We start from the raw sequence: 20,691 nt of genomic DNA on the forward strand, positions 1-20,691 counted from the left end.
TTTGTCAGGTTTGGAAGAAACAGTCCTGCCGTCGTCCTTCAGCAGCGGATAATTTCTTATACCGACCGCTCAGCTCATGCCGAACAGCACGGGCAGCATGGACACCACCAACAGGATTGCCATGGTTGTATTGAACAGGCGCAACCGCACGGGCGTCGTCAGCAGGCGGCGCAATCCCTGCCCCGAAATTGCCCAGATCGAAACGCTGGACAGGTTGATGACGGCAAAGACCACGCCCACGACCAGCGCGCCGCCAACCCCCGCGGCATAGGCCGATAACGCCCCCAAAGCCATGGCCCACGCCTTCGGGTTGACCCATTGGAATGCGGCGGCTTCCAGAAAGGTAAACGGGCGTGCCCGCGAGGTCTCCGGCGACTGCCGGGGCGGCGCCGCATTGGCAACCTTCCATGCCAGCCACAGCATATAGGCGAGACTGGCCCATTTCAGCGTAGTTTCGATCGCCGGATTGGCGGCCAGCAGCCGATCCACGCCCAGTCCGATCACCACAATCATCAGGGCAAAACCCCATGCAACGCCCAGCATATGCGGAATCGTCCGCCGGACGCCGAAATTCGCGCCCGAGGCCATCAGCATCATGTTATTCGGCCCCGGCGTGACCGAGGTCACAAAGGCAAAACCGGCAAGAGCAAGAAACAGATCGGTATTCATTGCGCCATCCTATCAGATATCGCAACAATAACGCTTATTACTCGCAACCATCTTGCCAATAGCATCGTTTTATCATTATTATTGCAATTAATGACCCAATTTAATCGTATCAATGACAAAATATTGCAAGAACTCCGCCGCGACGGCCGCCTGCCCAATACCGAACTAGCGGCGCGGGTCGGGCTTTCACCTTCCGCCTGCCTCCGGCGGGTGCAGGAACTCGAGCGGCGAGGGATTATCATGGGTTATCGGGCGGTAATCAGCCCCCAGGCCCGGGGAGCGGGTTTTACTGCCTATGTCACGGTCGGCCTGTCCAGACACTCGACCGAGGCGCAAAAGGCGTTCGAACGGCTTTGCATCGCCGCCCCCGCCGTGCGCGAATGCCACAATATCACCGGCACGGTGGAATATCTGCTGCGGGTCGAGCTTGTGGATCTTGCCGCCTATAAACAGTTTCACGCCGATGTTCTGGGCAATTTCCCGTGGATTGCCACCATGACCACTCATGTCGTGATGGACAGCCCCAAGGATGAGCGCGCCTAGCCTATGGCCATTTCACCAGCGGCGGCAGGCTCATCAAGACGGCATCGGGATCATGGCCGGTTTCAAGTCCGAATTTCGTTCCCCTGTCGTAGACAAGGTTATATTCGGCATAAAGGCCACGATGAATCAATTGGGTCTCGCGATCCGCATCCGTCCAATCCTGCGTCATGCGGGCCTTGGCCAAAGGCAGGAAGGCGGGCAGAAAAGCCTCGCCCACGGATTTGGTAAAGGCGAAATCCGCCTGCCAGTCACCGCTGTTCAGGTCGTCATAGAAAATACCACCGACCCCACGGGCGCGGCCTCGATGCGGGATAAAGAAATACTCATCGGCCCATGACTTGAAGCGTTCATAATAATCCGCCCCATGCGGGGTACAGGCAGCACGCAGGGTATCATGAAAATGCCCGGTGTCTTCCGGGTATTCGATGCAGGGATTAAGATCGGCGCCGCCTCCGAACCACCAGGCCTCCGGGGTCCAGAACATGCGGGTATTCATGTGTACCGCCGGCGCATGCGGGTTCTGCATATGCGCGACAAGGCTGATCCCGCTGGCCCAGAAACGCGGATCCTTTTCCAGTCCCGGAACGCCCCGCGCGGCCATGGCCGCCCGGGCCTTGGATGACAGGGTTCCGTGAACCTCGGACCAGTTCACGCCAACCTTTTCGAATACCCGGCCGTTCCGCATGACCGACATCAGCCCGCCGCCGCCGTTATCGGCGCGTTCAGTCGGCGTCACAGCAAAACGCGCAGCGGGCCGGTCCGTGGGTCCGCGATCTTCCAATGCCTCGAATGCCTGCGTGATCCGGTCGCGTAATTCACGAAACCAGTCTGCGGCAAGGCGGCGTTGATCGTCCATGTCATCCCCTATCGTGAATTGCCAAGCCTGTATCAGGCCGGTTAGCATATATCCAACCCGTAGTAGTGAGACCGACCATGCCCCGTAACACTGCACTCGCCACCCTTGCCATCCTGCCGCTGCTTGTTGCCGCCTGTGGCACGCCTCAGGAACGCTGCATCAGCAAGCATACCCGCGAATACCGCAATGTCAGCAACCTGTTGCAGGAGGTCGAGGCCAATCTCGAACGTGGATATGCATGGGAAGAACGTCAGGTGGTACGTGACCGTCTGACGCATTGCCGGGATCTCTACCGTGACCGGAAAGGAAATGTCCAGACGACCATCCGGCCATGCTGGCGCGATTACGTGGATATCGAGCGCTATCGCGTTCCTATCGACCCGGCGGCCGAACAACGCAAACGCGACGGGCTGGCAGAGCGTAAGGCGGAATTGGAAGGCACGGCGAACGCCTATGTGCAGGCATGCAAGAAAGCGTTCCCGGAAGAGAAAACGTGAAACCCTGATATGACCGGACAGGGTGGTCTATAGATCGAAATCATCATCATGCCGAACCGCGCCGATCGCCAGCCAATCGGCGCGGATACGCGCAACCCGCGTATCGCCCCAGGTCCGGAACACGATATCGAAGCCCTCGGCTGTAATGTTCTGCGTCGCGATATCCGCACGCTGATTCGCGCTGCTTTCGATATCCCACATGCTTATCGAAACATGAATAACCGGGACCGTTTGAAACGGTTCCGAGAAATCTATCCGTCGCGTCTCACGGCGAGGGCCATGCCCGGTCCACATGATCCCGTTATCCTCGAATGCCGAGAACATCTGGACGGAGCCCTGTAGAACACCAACGGCCGAAAATCCGAATTTCTGCATGCACCGAACTCTTTTTCCAGCCATGTATAAGCTAATAGCGGCAAGAAAAAAGCCCCGGTTATTAACCGGAGCTTCAGAATGCCCGGATGAGCAAGGAATCACTCAGGAGCGGAAGCCTGTTTGGGATCCAATCCGATATGAGTGCCAAGCGCTTCCATATCCGCCAGCAATTTAACGGCGGCGGCAACGATCTCTTCACCGGGGCTGCTTGCCCGCTTTTCGACTGCCTGGCGTTTCACATGGGCTTCGCGCATCATCTCGTTAAAGATTTCCTGCGTCATCTCGGCCCGCTGATGTCCACGCTCGGCCAGCAGAGTGACCGATTCGCCGTTGATCTCCACAAATCCGCCGGTGACGGCGAATTCATGGTTATTGCCATCGTCACCGACAGCAATCACCAGACCGGGCCGCAGGGTGACGATGACCGGCGCGTGGCCGGGCATCGCTGTCAGATCACCTTCAGAGCCCGGCAGGCGTACCTCGCGCACCTGAAGCGAAAGCAATTTCCGCTCTGGTGAGACAAGGTCGAACTGCATGGTATCGGCCATGATGCCCCCTTATGCGGCTTCGGCGGCAAGACGCTCGGCCTTGGCCTTTGCCTCTTCGATATCGCCAACCATGTAGAAGGCGGCTTCCGGCAGGTGGTCGTATTCGCCCGCCACCACGGCCTTGAAGGAAGCAATGGTCTGCTCCAGCGGAACCTGAACCCCGTCCGAACCGGTAAAGACCTTCGCAACGTCGAAGGGCTGGGACAGGAAGCGCTGGATTTTCCGGGCACGTGCCACGGTCAGCTTATCCTCTTCCGACAATTCGTCCATGCCCAGAATGGCGATAATGTCCTGCAGCGATTTGTAACGCTGAAGGATACCCTGAACATCGCGGGCCACCTGATAATGCTCTTCCCCGACAACCGCCGGATCGAGAATACGCGAGGTCGAATCCAGCGGGTCCACCGCCGGATAAATCCCGAGTTCCGAGATTGCGCGCGACAGAACCGTGGTCGCATCAAGGTGGGCGAAGGAGGTCGCAGGCGCCGGGTCGGTCAGGTCGTCGGCCGGAACGTAGATGGCCTGCACCGACGTGATCGAGCCCGCCTTGGTTGATGTGATCCGCTCTTGCAACTGGCCCATATCCGTAGCCAGGGTCGGCTGATAGCCCACGGCGGAAGGAATACGACCCAGAAGCGCCGACACCTCGGAGCCCGCCTGCGTAAAGCGGAAGATGTTGTCGACGAAGAACAAAACGTCCGTTCCCGATTGATCCCGGAATTGTTCGGCCAGGGTCAGACCGGTCAGAGCAACCCGCATACGCGCGCCCGGAGGCTCGTTCATCTGGCCGTAAACAAGGGCCACTTGCGACTCGGGCAGATTGTCCGGCTTGATAACGCCGGATTCGACCATCTCGTGATACAGGTCGTTCCCCTCACGGGTCCGCTCGCCCACGCCGGCGAACACGGAATAACCCGAGTGCACCTTGGCGATGTTGTTGATCAGTTCCATGATCAGAACGGTCTTGCCGACACCGGCACCGCCGAACAGGCCGATCTTGCCGCCCTTGGAATAAGGCGCAAGCAGATCGATAACCTTGATCCCCGTAACCAGAATTTCCGAGCTGGTCGCCTGGGCGGCGAAATCCGGCGCGGGCTGGTGGATGGCGCGGGTTTCCGATGACTCGACCGGGCCGCCTTCGTCAACGGGTTCACCCACCACATTGATGATCCGGCCCAGGGTCGCATCGCCCACCGGGATCGAGATCGGTGCGCCGGTATCGGTTACCGGCTCGCCCCGAACCAGACCTTCGGTCGAGTCCATCGCGATGGCGCGAACGGTATTCTCACCAAGATGCTGCGCAACTTCCAGCACCAGTTTCTTGCCATTATTCTCGGTATTCAGCGCGTTCAGGATCGCCGGCAGTTCTCCGTCGAACTGCACGTCCACAACGGCGCCGATAACCTGGGTAATCTTTCCTTTGGCATCTGCCATGTTATCACCTCTACGTTACGGTCAGAGCGCCTCGGCGCCCGAAATGATTTCGATGAGTTCCTTGGTGATCGCGGCCTGACGCGAACGGTTATATTCAGTGGTCAGGCGGTCGATCATGTCACCAGCATTGCGCGTGGCGTTATCCATAGCGCTCATCCTTGCGCCCTGTTCGGACGCAGCGTTTTCCAGAAGCGCCGCAAAAATCTGCGTCGCCACGGAACGCGGCAGCAATTCGGCCAGAATGGCCTCTTCGTCCGGTTCGTATTCATAGACCGCAGAAGGCGCCTCGGCTTCTTCGGGCATTTCCGCAGGGATGACCTGACGCGCGGTCGGCACCTGGCTGATCACGGATTCGAAGCGGTTGTAGAAGATCGTGGCGATATCGAAATCGCCATTCTCGAACCGGTCCAGAACCTCATCAGCCACGCCACGGGCGTTGTCGTAACCGATCCGCTTGACCTCGGACAGATCGACATGATGCACGAAGGAATCGCCGTAATCACGCTTGAGCTGCTCGCGCCCCTTCTTGCCGACAGTCAGGATACTGACCTGCTTGCCCTCGGCCAGAAGCTTCTCTGCACGGTTGCGGGCCAGCTTGACGATAGAGCTGTTGAAGCCCCCGGCAAGCCCGCGTTCCGAGGTCATCACGACCAGCAGATGCCGCTGATCACTGCCGGTTCCCGATAAAAGCCGGGGCGCGTTGTCCGACCCGGAGGCCGCTGCCGTCAGGCCGGCCATGACGGCTGTCATACGCTCGGCGTAGGGACGGGCGGCTTCGGCAGCTTCCTGTGCGCGGCGAAGCTTCGCCGCCGCGACCATCTGCATCGCCTTGGTGATCTTCCGCGTCGATTTGACGCTTTCGATCCGGTTCTTGAGATCCTTGAGGCTGGGCATCTATTCCCCCTCTCAGGCGCGGGTCTTGTTGTATTCGTCCAGCGCCGCCTTGATCGCATCTTCGAGATCACCGGCAACCTTGCGGTCGTTTGTGGTGAGATCGTCCAGCAGGGCTTTCTTCTGGTTCCGCAGGAACTGGATCAGCCCCTCTTCCCAGGTGACGACTTCGCGCACCGGCACATCGTCGATATAGCCTTTGGTCCCGGCATAGATGACGATGACGATTTCAGCGTTGGTCAGCGGCCGGTACTGCGGCTGCTTCATCAGCTCGGTCAGACGCGCACCGCGGTTCAGCAGGCGCTGCGTCGCGGCATCAAGATCGGAACCGAACTGCGCGAATGCCGCCATCTCACGATACTGCGCCAGTTCCAGCTTGACCGGGCCAGCGACGGATTTCATCGCCTTGGTCTGAGCGGCGGAACCAACCCGGGACACCGACAGACCGGTATTCACAGCCGGGCGGATACCCTGGAAGAACAGATCCGTTTCGAGGAAGATCTGACCGTCGGTGATCGAGATCACGTTGGTCGGAATATAGGCGGACACGTCGCCTGCCTGCGTTTCGATAATCGGCAGGGCGGTCAGCGAACCGGAGCCATTGGCTTCGTTCAGCTTGGCCGAACGCTCCAGCAAGCGGGAGTGCAGGTAGAAAACGTCACCGGGATAGGCTTCGCGTCCGGGCGGACGGCGCAGCAGCAGCGACATCTGACGATAGGCAACGGCCTGTTTGGACAAGTCATCATAGATGATCAGCGCGTCCATGCCGTTGTCACGGAAATACTCGCCGATAGCGGTCCCGGAATAAGGCGCGAGGAACTGCATCGGCGCGGGGTCCGAGGCAGTCGCGGCGACGATGGTCGTGTAGGCCATGGCGCCCGTCTCTTCCAGCTTCTTCACAAGCTGCGCAACGGTCGAACGTTTCTGGCCAACGGCGACATAAACGCAATGCAGCGTCTTCATGCCATCGCTTTCACGGCCGTTATAGTTCTGCTGGTTCAGGATGGTGTCCAGAGCAATAGCGGTCTTGCCTGTTTGCCGGTCGCCGATGATCAGCTCGCGCTGGCCGCGGCCGATCGGGATCATGGCGTCAACGGATTTCAGGCCGGTCGCCATCGGCTCATGCACCGATTTGCGCGGCATGATGCCCGGCGCCTTGACATCGGCCACCCGGCGCTCGGTCGTCTCAATGGGGCCCTTGCCGTCGATGGGATTGCCCAGACCGTCCACGACGCGGCCCAGCAAGGCCTTGCCGACCGGCACGTCCACGATCGAACGGGTCCGCTTGACGGTGTCGCCTTCCTTGATCGAACGGTCGTCACCGAAGATAACGATACCCACGTTATCGGTTTCTAGGTTCAGCACCATGCCCCGGATACCGCCGGGGAACTCGACCATTTCGCCGGCCTGCACCTTGTCCAGCCCGTAAACGCGGGCGATACCGTCACCGACCGACAGCACCTGACCAACTTCGGCCACCTCGGCGTCTTGTCCGAAATTCTTGATCTGATCCTTGAGGATCGCCGAAATCTCGGCTGCCTGGATTCCCATTATCCGACCTCTTTCATAGCATTCTGCAGGGAGGCGAGCTTCGAGCGGACCGACGAATCGATCATCTGCGAGCCCAGCTTGACAATCATACCGCCGATGAGCCCTTCATCGACGCGGGTATTCAATTTGACTTTCTTGCCCGATTTCTCGGCCAGCGTTTGCGTCAGGCGCTTTTGCTGCTCATCCGTCAGGGCGACGGCACTTGTGACATCCGCCGTCACCTCGCCCCGCGCATCGGCGATCAGTTCGCGCAGGCGGCTGATCAATTGGGGCAAAACGAAAAGCCGACGGTTCTGCGACATCAATTTCAGCGTATTGGTCAACGTGACCGAAAGGCCCATTTTCCCGGCAATTTCCGAAATGACGCCGCCTTGCTGGGCACGGGAATACAGCGGCGAAGCGATCAGGTCGCGAAATTCGCTGCTTTCATCCAATGCGTTCTGAAGATCGTCGGTCTGGCGGGCCAGATCGTCCAGCCCCCCCTCTTCCTTGATTATGTCGAAGACGGCCTGCGCATAGCGCCCGGCAATGCTCTGGGACATGGAAACAGAGTTGGCCACGGTCATCCTTTACCTTTGCGCAACCCCGCAGGCGGGCCGGAGCCAGGTCCGGTCTGTCGCGGGGTGCGGGTCGCATTCCGGCAGCTTATGGAGGGCCGCCCGATTTTCTGCGCAGTCTCTAGCAGGTCGTTTACCGACCGGCAACCACTTAGGACACGGAAATGAGAGCCGTTGCGACCAATGAAGGAATTAAAATGCGGGTTTGGGAATTTGACCGGCAATAGCCCGCCGTCATTGCCTGCGACAGGCTGTCGCAGGGCGTGTGAATCTCGGGTTTCAGAAGCGAAAAAAGCCGGATCCCGAACCGTCTGGCCTGACATTGCCTTCCCTATGATTCTGTCGATACAGAACCCGGTCCCCCGCAAGAAAAAACGCCCCCACCAGTTGGGCAGCAGACCATCGGGCCATCATTGCCTCTGGCCCGCTACTCGTCCTTTTCCGTCATGTCGAGCGATCTGCCGATCAATCGACCCTTCACCACCGGCCGATTTCGTCCCGGCAAGCGGACCCCGTCAAGAATATCCAGCGGCCCGGGTACCTGCACACGCACCCCCGGCCCGATCTGGCCGCGCACCTGTTTCGAGACCTCCATCAACACGACCCCGGCAATCAGGACGCGGCTGATCTTTATTCCGGTCCGCTCCCACATCTGCGCGCTACGCAGCCAGAAGCGCCGCGCCGATGGAGGGATATAGACGGCCGATCCATGCCATTCAGGCACGAAGCCCGCCTTGAGCATCTGCCCTTCAAGCTGTCCGGCGGTATAGCTGCGCCCCAATCCGAAAGGCGTACGATCCGAGGCGGCCCACAGCCCCGCGCGGTTCGGCACCATCACGATCATCCGGCCGCCGGGACCCAGCGCCCGCCACGCCTCGTCCAGAAGCGCTGCAGGGTGATCGCTTGTCTCCAGCGCATGCAGCAATACCAGCCGGTCAATACTGCCTGTCTCGATCGGCCATGCGGTTTCATCGCACAGGACGCTGTGATTGGGCTGCCCCGCCGGCCAGGCCATGCCCCCCTGCAGCCCCGGCATCAGTGCAGTGACCCGACGCGCCCGGACAAGATAAGGCCGCAGCATCGGCGCGGCAAAGCCGAACCCGGCTACATTCATTCCCGTGCAACCGTCAGGCCGCCAGCGTCCGGTCAGCCGGTCGCGCAGGATTCGCTGCACCACGCGGCCCAACGCCTGCTGGTAATAGAATCGCCGCAGATTCTCTATATCGTGATGCATTGCGTCCCGGGCGTGGTTTTGTCAGGTTCAACCTGATCATACGGAGAGGATTTTGCAATGCCGCTGGAACTCGTCACCATCCGCTGCCTGAAGGACAATTACGCCTATCTTCTCCATGGCGAAGCCGGAACCGTGCTGATCGACGCGCCCGAGGCCGCACCGATCCTGACAGAGCTGAAGCGCCGGGACTGGAAGCTGGACGCAATCCTGCTGACCCATCATCACGGAGATCATATCGACGCCGTGCCCGACCTGACCCGGCAAACCGCCGCCCGCGTGATCGGCGCCAAAGCCGATGCGCACCGCCTGCCGCCTCTGGACACGGCAACCGCGGCCGGGGAAACGCTGGATATTCTGGGTGAGACGGTTCAGGTCATCGACGTATCGGGACATACCGTGGGGCATGTCGCCTTTCATTTCCCGGAATCGGGCTTTGCCTTCACCGCAGACAGCCTGATGGCAATGGGATGCGGGCGACTGTTCGAGGGCGATCCAGCAATGATGTGGGACAGTCTCTGCCGCCTGAACGCCCTGCCGCCAGAGACCCTGATCTGCTCGGGGCATGATTACTGCGCCAGCAACGGCGCCTTCGCGCTTTCGGTCGATCCGGATAACGACGCCCTGAAAAAGCGGATGGCCGGAACGGCGGAAGGCCGCCTGCCCTGCTCTCCTGCCACTCTGGCCGAAGAACGCGCAACGAACCCGTTCCTGCGCGTTCACGAATTATGTCGCGCCCTGGGTATGGAAAATGCCTCCGAAGCCGAAATATTCGCACGGTTGCGAAGCATGAAGGACAATTTCTGATGTCATATCAGGGCATCGATCCACGCTGTCCATGATCTGGCGCATCTTGAAAACCGCCCATTGTGATATCACATTTGCCTCAACCGTGGCAAAAAACCCGGGCAAACTCAAAAAACAGCTTGAAGCCGGGCCGATTCCACCAAATCTTAAAACTACCATGACAGTCTGGTCAGGTGGGCACCTCGCCCATACCGCCAGCCGACTGACAGGAGACGACCGTGCCAAGTTTCTCGACCTCCCTGGAACAGGCCATTCACCAGGCGCTTGCCCTGGCGAATGAACATCGACATGAACTGGCCACGCTGGAGCATTTGCTGCTGGCCCTGACCGACGAACCCGAAGCCGTCAAGGTGATGCGGGCATGCAATGTCGATCTGGAAGAATTGCGTAAACTTCTGATCGATTTTATCGAAGACGACCTTTCGACGCTGATCACCGATGTCGAAGGCTCCGAAGCTGTACCGACCGCCGCCTTCCAGCGGGTGATTCAACGTGCAGCGATCCATGTACAAAGCTCGGGCCGGCAAGAGGTGACCGGGGCGAATGTGCTGGTCGCGATCTTCGCCGAGCGGGAATCGAATGCCGCCTTCTTCCTGCAGGAAATGGACATGACCCGTTACGACGCGGTGAATTTCATCGCGCATGGTGTGGCCAAGAATCCATCCTTCAGCGAACCGCGCAAGGTCATCGGCGCCGAAGAACCGGAAGAGGCGAAACAGGCCGAACCCGTGCAGGAGGCGAAAGAGGAAACCGCCCTTTCGAAATATTGCGTCAATCTGAACGCCAAATCCGAAAAGGGCGATGTGGATCCGCTGATCGGCCGCGAACACGAGGTGGAGCGCTGCATTCAGGTGCTGTGCCGTCGCCGCAAGAACAATCCGCTGCTGGTGGGCGATCCCGGTGTGGGTAAGACCGCCATCGCCGAGGGTCTGGCCAAGAAGATCGTCGAGGGCCAGACGCCCGAGGTACTATCCGGCGCAACCATCTTTTCGCTGGATATGGGGGCGCTGCTGGCCGGCACCCGCTATCGGGGCGATTTCGAAGAACGTCTGAAGGCCATCGTCAAGGAGTTGGAAAACCATGACGATGCGATCCTGTTCATCGACGAGATTCATACCGTCATCGGCGCGGGCGCGACTTCCGGCGGTGCGATGGACGCCTCGAACCTGCTGAAACCTGCCCTGGCGGGCGGCAAGCTGCGCTGCATGGGGTCCACCACCTACAAGGAATTCCGTCAGCATTTCGAGAAGGACCGGGCGCTGAGCCGCCGGTTCCAGAAAATCGATGTGAACGAACCCACGGTGCCGGATTCCATCAAGATCCTGATGGGACTGAAGCCGCATTTCGAAAAGCATCACGATCTGCGCTATACCAATGACGCCATCAAAACCGCCGTGGAACTGGCCTCGCGCTATATCAACGACCGCAAACTGCCGGACAGCGCCATCGACGTGATCGACGAGGCCGGAGCGGCACAGCATCTGGTGGCCGAAAGCAAGCGACGCAAGACCATCTCGCCCAAGGAGATCGAAGCCGTGGTGGCCAAGATCGCCCGCATCCCGCCCAAAAGCGTCAGCAAAGATGACGCCGAGGTGCTGCGCGATCTGGAAAAGACGCTCAAGCGCGTGGTGTTCGGACAGGACGCGGCCATCGTATCGCTCTCATCGGCGATCAAACTGGCGCGGGCCGGGTTGCGGGAACCCGAAAAGCCCATCGGCAACTACCTGTTCGCCGGGCCGACCGGTGTGGGCAAGACCGAGGTGGCCAAGCAACTCGCGTCCACTCTGGGCGTGGAACTGCTGCGCTTCGACATGTCGGAATATATGGAGAAACACGCCGTCAGCCGCCTGATCGGTGCGCCTCCGGGTTATGTCGGGTTCGATCAGGGCGGGCTGCTGACCGACGGCGTGGATCAGCATCCGCACTGCGTCCTGCTTCTGGACGAAATCGAGAAGGCGCATCCCGACGTCTACAACATCCTGTTGCAGGTCATGGATCACGGCAAGCTGACCGACCATAACGGCCGTCAGGTGGATTTCCGCAACGTGATCCTGATCATGACCTCGAATGCCGGCGCGACGGATCTGGCCAAGGCCGCCATCGGCTTCGCCCGCGACCGCCGTGAGGGTGAAGATACCGAGGCAATCGAACGCACCTTCACGCCAGAATTCCGCAACCGGCTGGACGCGGTCATCAGCTTCGCCCCGCTGTCACGCAAGGTGGTGGTGCATGTGGTCGAGAAATTCGTGCTGCAACTCGAAGCGCAGCTGATGGACCGCAATGTCCATATCGAACTGACCCCGCAGGCCGCCGACTGGCTTGCCGAAAAGGGTTACGACGACAAGATGGGCGCACGTCCGCTTGCCCGGATCATCCAGGAGCATATCAAGAAGCCTCTGGCCGAAGAACTTCTGTTCGGCCGGTTGCAGAAAGGCGGCGTGGTCCGCGTCAAGATCAAGGACGGCAAGCCCGCCTTCGATATCACCGGCCCCGACGCCCCACGCATCGGCAAGTCAAAAACGCCACTGCTGACGGCAGAGTAAGTTCCGCCAAGCCGGCAAAAGGCCCGCCCTGCCTCTGCAAGGCGGGCCTTATTATATATGGAACCCGATCAAAGGCGCCCGGCCTTCCCATCACGCGGATTCTTCTTCACTCAAATATCCCGGGTGACGCCAACAGGTGCGCCGCTGGTTCAAGAGACCAGTCGGCGACGGGCAGAGCCCCCGGCCGGCGCGGGATACAAACACTGTCAGCCCGGTGCCGATCCTATCCCGCGGCAGCAAGCAGCGAAGCATTCCCGCCCGAGGCCGTCGTATCAATGCAAAGATGCCGTTCGAGAACCGCGTAATCAGCCAGTTCCGCCGATGTCACAAGCGGCACGATCGCGCCGTCGCGTGCGGCCAGTGCGATCCGATACTCGCGCGCTTTGTCCTCGGGACCGTCATAGGCTACGACGGCAATCCCGTTCAGCAAGGTCAATGCTTCGGCAGGCAGCGTCCCTTTGACCTCGACTGCGGCACAGCCCTGCGCCCTTGCAACCGCCGCCTGCGCCGCGCAATCCGGGCCGAGACACAGCACCGTCCCACGCGCATGCGTTGTCAGGCGGTTCGATTCCCCCGTCGGTCCGGGCATCAGCGTGGTTTCCCGTGCGGTCGCCGTATCGGTATGGGCAGCATCCAAAGCCGTCTGAACCTGCGCCGGATCGGCGGCCGCTTCTTCATCCGCCGACATGCGCTCTATAGTCACGGCACGGAAACGCGGAACATAATGTGGCCCGCCCGCCTTCGGTCCGGTGCCGGAAAGACCTTCACCGCCAAAGGGCTGACTTCCGACAATTGCGCCGATCTGATTTCGGTTCACATAGAGATTGCCGGCACTCACAAGGCTGTCGATATGCTGCACCCGATCGTCGATCCGGGTATGCAGACCAAAGGTCAGCCCGTATCCTGATCTGTTCACCGCCTCGATCACCTGATCCAGTTCACGCGCCTCGAAGTTCGCGACATGCAGGACCGGGCCGAAGATTTCGCGTTCGATATCCTCGATCCCGCCGACCCGGATCGTGACCGGGGCAACGTAATGCCCGCGCCCCGGCGTCTTGAGTCGATGCAGGATTCTTCCATCGCTGCGCGCCTTGGCGATATGTGTCTCGATCCCCTTCTTCGCGTCCGTCGAGATCACCGGGCCGACATCGCTATCCAGATACCACGGATCGCCGATATGCAGTTCATCCATCGCGCCGTGCAGCATTTTCAGCAACTTGTCCTCGACATCCTTCTGAACATACAGCACCCGAAGCGCCGAGCAGCGTTGCCCCGCCGATTGGAACGCACTGGCAAGGATGTCGCGCACGGCCTGTTCCGGCAATGCGGTCGAATCCACGATCATCGCGTTCAACCCGCCGGTTTCCGCGATCAGCGGCGCATCGGGCGACAGATGTGCCGCCATCGCCCGGTTGATTGCCTGCGCCGTCGGCAGGGAACCGGTAAAGCAGACCCCCGAAACGCGCGGATCGCTGCAAAGCGCGGTACCGACCTTGCGCCCTTCGCCCGGCAGCAACTGCAGCGCGTGAACGGGCACTCCGGCCTCGTGCAGAAGCTGCGCGGCCCGCCATGCGATCAGGCTGGTGGTTTCCGCGGGTTTGGCCAGCACACCATTGCCTGCCGCCAGGGCCGCTGCGATCTGACCGGTGAAAATCGCCAAGGGAAAATTCCAGGGCGAGATGCAGGTGAAGATACCGCGCGGCGCGTCCCCGGATACAAAACCGGCATAATAGTGCAGGAAATCCACGGCTTCGCGCAACTCCGCCACAGCATCGAATTGCGATTTCCCTGCCTCGCGGGCAATCAGGGCAAATAATTCGCCGAAATTTTCCTCGTACAGATCAGCGGCGCGCCGCAAAATCTCTGCCCGCTCGTCCGGTGAGGCGTCCCAGATCTGCGCGGCATCCAGCGCAGCCGCGATATCGCTACCCCCGGCCCATTCCACGACCCCCACCCGGTCGTTGCCCTGAGCCGGGTTGACGATCTCTTCCCGATGACGCTCGCTTTTACCCGTCGCGGCCAGCAAAGGCCCGCCCTGCCAGCGATGCCCCTGCCAGGGCGCACGCGCCGCCTCGACCCGCGCCTGTTCAACCGGATCGCGCAGATCGAACCCCCGAGCGTTCGCCCGCCCGGGGGCAAACAACTCGGCGGGGCGCGTGACGCCGGGAGCAGGCTTACCCGCGACGGCGTCGTATTCGGCAAATGGATCGGGCGCGACGTCTTCGGGCGCGATATCCTCGTCCACGATCCGGTTCACGAAACTGGAATTCGCGCCATTCTCCAGCAATCGCCGCACCAGATAGGCCAACAGATCCTCATGCGCTCCGACCGGCGCGTAAATCCGGCAGCGGGTCTGGTGTTTCGCCCTGACGATCTCGTGCAGCGCCTCGCCCATGCCGTGCAGACGCTGAAATTCGAAATCGCGGTCCTCGCCCGCCAGATGCAGGATGGCGGCGACGGAATGGGCGTTATGGGTGGCGAATTGCGGATAGATGCGCGGACTGGCCAGCAGTTTCCGGGCACAGCAGATCCATGCCACATCGGTTGCGGATTTATGGGTCCAGACCGGAAAATCGTCCAGCCCCTCGACCTGATAACGCTTGATCTCGGTATCCCAATAGGCCCCCTTGACCAGCCGCACCATGACGCGCCGGTCAAGACTTTCCGCCAAAGCCTCAAGCCAGTCCAGAAACGGCGCGGCGCGTTTGCCGTAAGCCTGCACGACCACGCCGAATCCGTCCCAGCCCGTCAATGCGGGATCTGAAAGCACAGCCTGAATCACATCCAGAGAAAGCTCCAGCCGGTCGGCCTCTTCCGCATCGATATTCAGGCCCATATTCGCATCCTTCGCCTGACGGCACAGACGCAGAACGACGGGAACGAGTTCCGCCATGACCCGGTCGCGCTGCGGTTCCTCGTATCGCGGATGCAGCGCGGAAAGCTTGATCGAGATGCCGGGATTGTCGCGGATATCGCTGGCCCGCGCCTCACCAGCCAAGGCGCGGATCGCCCCTTCATAGGCTGCCAGATAGGAATCCGCATCCGCCTGTGTACGCGCCGCTTCGCCCAGCATGTCATAGCTGTAGCTATAGCCCTCGCGCACGCGGTCACGTCCACGCCGGATCGCATCCTTGACCGTCTCGCCCAGGACGAATTGCTGCCCCATCTCGCGCATGGCGCGATGAACGGCGGTGCGGATTACCGGTTCACCCAGCCGGCGGATGGCGTTTCGCAAATGGCCTGCAATCCCCGGCTGCTGATCATCCCGCAATACCTTGCCGGTCAGCATCAAGGCCCAGGTCGAGGCATTGACCAGCGACGACGAGGATTTGCCCATATGCTGCCCCCATTCGGAAGGCGCGATTTTGTCCTCGATCAGGTCATCCATCGTCTCGGCATCAGGCACCCGCAGCAGGGCTTCCGCCAGACACATCAGGGCCACACCCTCGTCGGTGGAAAGCCCGTACTCTGCCAGAAACACCTCCATCAGGCCGGGTTTGCTGTCCGAACGGATCGCGCGCACCAGATCGGCGGCCTCTGCCGCGATCCTGCCCCGCGCCTGATCGTCAGGGGCGAAAGCCTGCACCAGATCAGCAATCAGTTCCGTCTCATCGCCCAGATGCAATTCACGGATCGTCTGGCGGATGTCGTCAACGCGGCTCATTTGATACCCTCCCGGCGGCAAGACGTCGCAGCTACCTGCCCGAATCGGCCCGCAGTTGCGTATGATTGGCGCAAAGTCTATCTGCTGAGATAAAAGATCAACCGAGGCTATCATGATTGTCATTGCCGCCATCGTCATCGGCGCTTTTCTGGGCTGGCGCCGCGCCGCGAAACTTGGCGGGAATCGGCGCGACCGCGCCCAATATGCCGCCGGCTACGCGCTGGCCTTTGCGGTTCTTGGGCTGTTCGCCACGATCTTCCTTGACCGGATGACGTGATGTTCATTCCCTTCCTCGACAATCTGCGCCGTCAGGGAGTTCCGGTCAGCCTGCGGGAATGGTTGGATCTGATGGGAGGAATGCAGGCCGGCGTTACCGGATGGTCGGTGGATGGCTTCTATCATTTCGCACGCGCCTGCCTGGTCAAGGACGAGCGCCATATCGACCGTTTCGACCGTGCCTTCGGCGAGGCCTTCGCAGGACTTGAGAATGTTCCCGTCGAAGCCCTGGTGCATGAACAGTCCATTCCAAAGGAATGGCTGGAAAAACTGGCAGAAAAACTGTTGAGCGACGAGGAAAAGGCGCAAATCGCGGGCAGCGGCAGTTTCGAGGAACTGATGAAGAAACTGCGCGAAAGGCTGGCCGAGCAGCAAGCCCGTCATCAGGGCGGCAATAAATGGATCGGCACGGCCGGAACCTCGCCTTTCGGGGCTTATGGCTACAATCCCGAAGGTATCCGCATCGGTCAGCACGAAAGCCGCCATCGCCGCGCCGTCAAGGTCTGGGACAAGCGCGAATTCCGGGATTTCGACGATGGCGTCGAACTGGGCACCCGCAATATCAAGGTGGCGCTCAAACGCCTGCGGCAATGGGCACGGCACGGCGCCCATGAAGAGCTTGATCTGCCTGCGACCATCCGGGCCACTGCGGATCATGGTTATATTGATGTGAAAACCCGCCCCGAGCGGCGCAATGCAGTGAAAGTCCTGCTGTTTCTGGATGTGGGCGGCAGCATGGACGATCACGCCCGGCTGATGGACGAGTTGTTTTCAGCCGCACGATCCGAGTTCAGGCATCTGGAACATTTCTACTTCCATAACTGCCTTTACGAAGGAGTCTGGAAAGACAACCGCCGCCGCTGGACCGAAAAGACGCCGACATGGGACGTATTGAACCGTTTCGGACGCGACTATAAATGCATTTTCGTGGGCGATGCCTCGATGTCTCCTTATGAAATCGCGGTGCCAGGCGGCGCGAATGAGCACTGGAACGAGGAACCGGGCGAATTATGGCTGCGCCGGGTCTGTGAGACATGGCCGGATCACGTTTGGTTGAACCCGGTTCCCGAAACGCATTGGCGCTATACCCAGTCAATCACCATGATCCGGCAGATATTCGAGAACCGGATGATGCCGTTGACGCTGGAAGGGCTTACGCAGGCGATGCGGGTGCTTGGATAGGTTCCGGACATCGTTAAACGAAAGCCTGCCTGGCCTCGTGCCATTCGTGCTAAGTTAGGCATGTGTCACACTTCGTATTGAATGGCGGTTACCGGACGCATAAGTTGACATGACGCAGGGGCCGCGCGTTGCCGAATACGGGGCCGCGGCTTCGGGCAGGAAAGGAAGTATAACATGAATGATTTCGTATCTCAGACCTATCCGGTGTTGCCGTTGCGGGATATCGTCGTTTTCCCGCATATGATCGTGCCGCTTTTCGTGGGCCGCGAGAAATCCGTGCGTGCCCTGGAAACCGTCATGGAAAATGACAGCCCGATCCTGTTATCGGCGCAAAAGGATGCCGCAGTCGACGAACCGGCCGAAGATGGCATCTACCGCACAGGCGTGCTGGCCAATGTCCTTCAATTGCTCAAACTGCCCGATGGCACTGTGAAAGTGCTGGTCGAAGGGCATGAGCGCGTGCAAATCACCGAATTCGTTCCGAATGATTCCTATTTCGAGGCAGCCGCCCTGACAATGGCTGAATCTCATGGTGACGAAGCGTCGGTAACCGCCCTGACCCGCACCGTGGCCGACGAATTCGAGCGTTATGTCAAGATTCGCAAGAATATCCCCGAAGAAGTAGTGACCGCTGTCTCGGAGACGCAGGATCCCGGCAAGCTTGCCGATCTGGTGGCCGGGCATCTGGGGGTTGATCTTGATCGCAAGCAGGATCTGCTGGATACGCTGGAAATCGCCGCCCGCCTCGAGAAGATCTATGCCGCCATGCAGGGCGAGATGTCGGTTCTTCAGGTCGAGAAAAAGATCAAGTCGCGCGTCAAAACCCAGATGGAGAAGACGCAGCGTGAATATTACCTGAATGAGCAGATGAAGGCCATTCAGAAGGAACTGGGCGATGGTGAGGATGGTCAGAACGAGATCGCCGAACTTGAAGAAAAGATCGCCGGTACCAAATTCAGCAAGGAAGCCCGCGAAAAGGCCGAAGCCGAACTGAAGAAGCTTAAATCCATGTCGCCGATGTCGGCCGAGGCAACCGTCAGCCGGAATTATCTGGACTGGCTGCTGGCATTGCCTTGGGGCGTGAAATCGCGCACCCGGAAGGATCTGCACCGCGCGGAAACGGTTCTGGATGCCGATCACTACGGCCTTGAAAAGGTCAAGGAACGCATCGTGGAATATCTGGCCGTGCAGGCCCGCAGCCAGAAGCTGAAGGGCCCGATACTGTGCCTTGTCGGTCCTCCGGGTGTGGGTAAAACCTCGCTGGGCCGTTCGGTCGCAAGAGCGACGGGGCGCGAATTCATCCGTATCAGCCTTGGCGGCGTGCGCGACGAATCCGAGATCCGTGGACACCGGCGGACCTATATCGGCTCGATGCCCGGCAAGATCATACAGGCGCTGAAAAAAGCCAAGACCACCAATCCGCTGATCCTGCTGGATGAAATCGACAAGATGGGCCAGGATTTCCGTGGCGACCCCGCCTCTGCCATGCTGGAGGTGCTGGATCCGGAACAGAATTCGACCTTCGTGGACCACTATCTTGAGGTGGAATACGATCTGTCGAACGTCATGTTCCTGACCACCGCTAACAGCTACAACATGCCGGGGCCCCTGCTGGACCGGATGGAGATCATTCCGCTTGCCGGCTATACCGAGGATGAGAAACGCGAAATCGCGCGCCAACATCTGCTGCCGAAGCAGATCAAGGCGAACGGGTTGCGCAAGGGGGAATTTTCGGTGTCGGACGACGCGCTGACCCATATCATCCGCTATTACACGCGGGAGGCCGGGGTGCGTTCGCTTGAACGCGAAATCGCCAAGCTGGCGCGCAAGGCCGTGACTGAAATCCTTAAGGGCAAGGTCAAATCGGTCGAGATCACGCCCGAGAAGGCCGAGGAATATCTTGGCGTACGCCGCCATCGCTATGGTCTGGCCGAGAAAGAGGATCAGGTCGGCGTCGTGACCGGGCTGGCCTGGACTTCGGTGGGCGGCGATCTGCTTCAGATCGAAGCGCTTCGTTTGCCCGGCAAAGGCCGGATGAAGACGACGGGCAAACTGGGCGACGTGATGAAGGAATCGATCGACGCAGCATCCAGTTTTGTCCGCTCGATCTCGCCTGAAATCGGGGTCAAGCCGCCCGAATTCGACAAGCGCGACATTCACGTTCACGTCCCCGAAGGCGCGACGCCCAAAGACGGGCCTTCGGCGGGGGTCGCCATGGTGACTTCGGTCGTCTCTGTGATGACCGGTATTCCGGTGCGCAAGGATGTCGCCATGACTGGTGAGGTCACGCTGCGCGGCAATGTGCTGGCGATTGGCGGATTGAAGGAAAAGCTGCTGGCAGCCCTGCGCGGTGGTATCAAGACGGTGCTGATCCCCGCAGATAACGAAAAGGATCTGGCCGAGATTCCGGATAACGTGAAAACCGGGCTGACCATTATTCCGGTCAGTAATGTGCGCGAGGTGCTGGGCCACGCGCTGGTCAGAACGCCGGATGTCATCGAATGGGACGAAGCGGCCGAGGAAGCAGCCGCCGAGGCAGCCAGGGTCGCAGCACGTGACAAGGACATCGGCGGAGGCAGTGCCATCGCGCATTGACCTGAAAAATCGCAAGCCGGGCAGCAACATGCCCGGCTTTTGCAGGCCGGTAGCACGAATCTGTCCCATTTTTCCGGTCTTGCGGCCCGCTACAGTTGCTGCTAAATCCCGCCTCCACGGGTGATTAGCTCAGTGGTAGAGCGCTTCGTTCACATCGAAGATGTCAGCGGTTCAAATCCGTTATCACCCACCATATTATCCATTTATTTTCAACAATTTACGCCACAATACCCTCCATTTTACGAAGCGGCCACAGGTTTTTCGAACCTAAGCCGGGACCCTCCTGCCGAGTCGGGATTTGTATTTCCTCCGGATTCTCTCGACCTCCGCGTGGTAATCCTTCTGCTGCTCGTCGTGCAGCTTAGGGTCAGGATCTGTAATTGCATAGCTCAGGCGGTGTTGATCCCTTGAGGGTTTCATGGATCTGTCCGCACTGACCGAGCCGAGGCTGGTCGTGCTGTATCGGGTCTCA

At 60.0% G+C, this 20,691-nt stretch carries 17 protein-coding genes and 1 tRNA gene; 8 read left to right on the forward strand and 10 right to left on the reverse strand.

Translation table 11 applies throughout. From position 1 onward, the window contains the following. Window positions 1-69 precede the first annotated feature (69 nt). Window positions 70-669 carry a LysE family translocator gene (locus Q0601_RS16470; RefSeq protein ID WP_305290962.1) on the reverse strand — a complete coding sequence of 200 codons (600 nt, stop codon included), beginning with the start codon at window positions 667-669 and terminating at the stop codon, window positions 70-72. A 90-nt stretch (window positions 670-759) separates the two neighbouring features. On the opposite strand from Q0601_RS16470, the gene Q0601_RS16475 reads away from it, so the two are divergent. Beyond that, window positions 760-1,212, forward strand: coding sequence for an Lrp/AsnC family transcriptional regulator (locus Q0601_RS16475; protein WP_305290963.1), 453 nt, complete (start codon window positions 760-762; stop codon window positions 1,210-1,212). Between the two features lies 1 nt (window position 1,213). Here Q0601_RS16475 and hemF read toward each other — a convergent pair whose 3' ends face one another. After that, window positions 1,214-2,080 carry an oxygen-dependent coproporphyrinogen oxidase gene (gene hemF, locus Q0601_RS16480; protein ID WP_305290983.1) on the reverse strand — a complete coding sequence of 289 codons (867 nt, stop codon included), beginning with the start codon at window positions 2,078-2,080 and terminating at the stop codon, window positions 1,214-1,216. Window positions 2,081-2,145: 65 nt separating this feature from the next. Between hemF and Q0601_RS16485 the strand changes: the two genes are divergently transcribed. Beyond that, entirely contained in the window at window positions 2,146-2,565 is a 420-nt protein-coding gene (locus Q0601_RS16485; protein ID WP_305290964.1) for a hypothetical protein, read from the forward strand. 27 nt (window positions 2,566-2,592) lie between these two features. Here Q0601_RS16485 and Q0601_RS16490 read toward each other — a convergent pair whose 3' ends face one another. The 7 genes from Q0601_RS16490 to Q0601_RS16520 form a co-directional block, all read right to left on the reverse strand. After that, window positions 2,593-2,940: an H-type lectin domain-containing protein gene (locus Q0601_RS16490; protein ID WP_305290965.1), complete on the reverse strand. Its 348-nt coding sequence runs from the start codon at window positions 2,938-2,940 to the stop codon at window positions 2,593-2,595. 98 nt (window positions 2,941-3,038) lie between these two features. Then, entirely contained in the window at window positions 3,039-3,488 is a 450-nt protein-coding gene (locus Q0601_RS16495; protein ID WP_305290966.1) for a F0F1 ATP synthase subunit epsilon, read from the reverse strand. A 9-nt stretch (window positions 3,489-3,497) separates the two neighbouring features. Next, window positions 3,498-4,922, reverse strand: a complete 1,425-nt coding sequence (gene atpD, locus Q0601_RS16500; protein ID WP_305290967.1) for a F0F1 ATP synthase subunit beta — start codon at window positions 4,920-4,922, stop codon at window positions 3,498-3,500. A 21-nt stretch (window positions 4,923-4,943) separates the two neighbouring features. After that, the gene (locus tag Q0601_RS16505) at window positions 4,944-5,816 is read right to left on the reverse strand and encodes a F0F1 ATP synthase subunit gamma (RefSeq protein ID WP_305290968.1); all 873 of its coding nucleotides are present in this window, start codon (window positions 5,814-5,816) and stop codon (window positions 4,944-4,946) included. A gap of 12 nt (window positions 5,817-5,828) precedes the next feature. Beyond that, on the reverse strand, window positions 5,829-7,364 hold the full coding sequence (atpA, locus tag Q0601_RS16510; protein ID WP_305290969.1) for a F0F1 ATP synthase subunit alpha: 1,536 nt from the start codon (window positions 7,362-7,364) through the stop codon (window positions 5,829-5,831). Beyond that, window positions 7,364-7,930, reverse strand: coding sequence for a F0F1 ATP synthase subunit delta (locus tag Q0601_RS16515; protein WP_305290970.1), 567 nt, complete (start codon window positions 7,928-7,930; stop codon window positions 7,364-7,366). The genes atpA and Q0601_RS16515 overlap by 1 nt, the downstream gene beginning before the upstream one ends. Before the next feature lie 418 nt (window positions 7,931-8,348). Continuing rightward, window positions 8,349-9,155 carry a methyltransferase domain-containing protein gene (locus tag Q0601_RS16520; RefSeq protein WP_305290971.1) on the reverse strand — a complete coding sequence of 269 codons (807 nt, stop codon included), beginning with the start codon at window positions 9,153-9,155 and terminating at the stop codon, window positions 8,349-8,351. 57 nt (window positions 9,156-9,212) lie between these two features. On the opposite strand from Q0601_RS16520, the gene gloB reads away from it, so the two are divergent. Both gloB and clpA read left to right on the forward strand, forming a co-directional pair. Next, a complete protein-coding gene (gene gloB / locus Q0601_RS16525) occupies window positions 9,213-9,959 on the forward strand; it encodes a hydroxyacylglutathione hydrolase (RefSeq protein ID WP_305290973.1) in 747 nt (248 codons plus the stop codon). Between the two features lie 218 nt (window positions 9,960-10,177). Continuing rightward, complete coding sequence (gene clpA, locus Q0601_RS16530) at window positions 10,178-12,502, forward strand: ATP-dependent Clp protease ATP-binding subunit ClpA (RefSeq protein ID WP_305290974.1); 2,325 nt, start codon at window positions 10,178-10,180, stop codon at window positions 12,500-12,502. Between the two features lie 223 nt (window positions 12,503-12,725). Here the strand turns inward: clpA and putA are convergent, their stop codons facing one another. Continuing rightward, a complete protein-coding gene (gene putA / locus Q0601_RS16535; protein WP_305290975.1) occupies window positions 12,726-16,166 on the reverse strand; it encodes a bifunctional proline dehydrogenase/L-glutamate gamma-semialdehyde dehydrogenase PutA in 3,441 nt (1,146 codons plus the stop codon). Between the two features lie 112 nt (window positions 16,167-16,278). On the opposite strand from putA, the gene Q0601_RS16540 reads away from it, so the two are divergent. The 4 genes from Q0601_RS16540 (at window position 16,279) to Q0601_RS16555 (ending at window position 20,412) form a co-directional block, all read left to right on the forward strand. Further along, window positions 16,279-16,443, forward strand: a complete 165-nt coding sequence (locus tag Q0601_RS16540) for a hypothetical protein (protein WP_305290976.1) — start codon at window positions 16,279-16,281, stop codon at window positions 16,441-16,443. Beyond that, window positions 16,443-17,624 (forward strand): vWA domain-containing protein, encoded by a 1,182-nt coding sequence (locus Q0601_RS16545; protein ID WP_305290977.1) that lies wholly within the window; start codon window positions 16,443-16,445, stop codon window positions 17,622-17,624. Before Q0601_RS16540 ends, Q0601_RS16545 begins: the two co-directional genes overlap by 1 nt. Window positions 17,625-17,798: 174 nt before the next feature. Beyond that, window positions 17,799-20,219 carry an endopeptidase La gene (lon, locus tag Q0601_RS16550; protein ID WP_305290978.1) on the forward strand — a complete coding sequence of 807 codons (2,421 nt, stop codon included), beginning with the start codon at window positions 17,799-17,801 and terminating at the stop codon, window positions 20,217-20,219. Between the two features lie 118 nt (window positions 20,220-20,337). Beyond that, window positions 20,338-20,412: transfer RNA gene (locus Q0601_RS16555), tRNA-Val, on the forward strand. Window positions 20,413-20,691: the final 279 nt, after the last annotated feature.

Origin of the sequence: Paracoccus wurundjeri (assembly GCF_030678915.1) — a bacterium.
Classification (GTDB): Bacteria; Pseudomonadota; Alphaproteobacteria; order Rhodobacterales; family Rhodobacteraceae; genus Paracoccus; species Paracoccus onubensis_A.

Excerpts from the sequence above, each read along its gene's own strand:
- Q0601_RS16545 (WP_305290977.1), top strand. The coding sequence starts at position 16,443 with ATGTTCATTCCCTTCCTCGACAATCTGCGCCGTCAGGGAGTTCCGGTC.
- Q0601_RS16475 (WP_305290963.1), top strand. The coding sequence starts at position 760 with ATGACCCAATTTAATCGTATCAATGACAAAATATTGCAAGAACTCCGC.
- Q0601_RS16540 (WP_305290976.1), top strand. The coding sequence starts at position 16,279 with ATGATTGTCATTGCCGCCATCGTCATCGGCGCTTTTCTGGGCTGGCGC.
- Q0601_RS16490 (WP_305290965.1), bottom strand. The coding sequence starts at position 2,940 with ATGCAGAAATTCGGATTTTCGGCCGTTGGTGTTCTACAGGGCTCCGTC.
- Q0601_RS16495 (WP_305290966.1), bottom strand. The coding sequence starts at position 3,488 with ATGGCCGATACCATGCAGTTCGACCTTGTCTCACCAGAGCGGAAATTG.
- lon (WP_305290978.1), top strand. The coding sequence starts at position 17,799 with ATGAATGATTTCGTATCTCAGACCTATCCGGTGTTGCCGTTGCGGGAT.
- gloB (WP_305290973.1), top strand. The coding sequence starts at position 9,213 with ATGCCGCTGGAACTCGTCACCATCCGCTGCCTGAAGGACAATTACGCC.
- Q0601_RS16515 (WP_305290970.1), bottom strand. The coding sequence starts at position 7,930 with ATGACCGTGGCCAACTCTGTTTCCATGTCCCAGAGCATTGCCGGGCGC.
- atpD (WP_305290967.1), bottom strand. The coding sequence starts at position 4,922 with ATGGCAGATGCCAAAGGAAAGATTACCCAGGTTATCGGCGCCGTTGTG.
- Q0601_RS16505 (WP_305290968.1), bottom strand. The coding sequence starts at position 5,816 with ATGCCCAGCCTCAAGGATCTCAAGAACCGGATCGAAAGCGTCAAATCG.
- atpA (WP_305290969.1), bottom strand. The coding sequence starts at position 7,364 with ATGGGAATCCAGGCAGCCGAGATTTCGGCGATCCTCAAGGATCAGATC.
- Q0601_RS16520 (WP_305290971.1), bottom strand. The coding sequence starts at position 9,155 with ATGCATCACGATATAGAGAATCTGCGGCGATTCTATTACCAGCAGGCG.
- putA (WP_305290975.1), bottom strand. The coding sequence starts at position 16,166 with ATGAGCCGCGTTGACGACATCCGCCAGACGATCCGTGAATTGCATCTG.
- Q0601_RS16485 (WP_305290964.1), top strand. The coding sequence starts at position 2,146 with ATGCCCCGTAACACTGCACTCGCCACCCTTGCCATCCTGCCGCTGCTT.
- Q0601_RS16470 (WP_305290962.1), bottom strand. The coding sequence starts at position 669 with ATGAATACCGATCTGTTTCTTGCTCTTGCCGGTTTTGCCTTTGTGACC.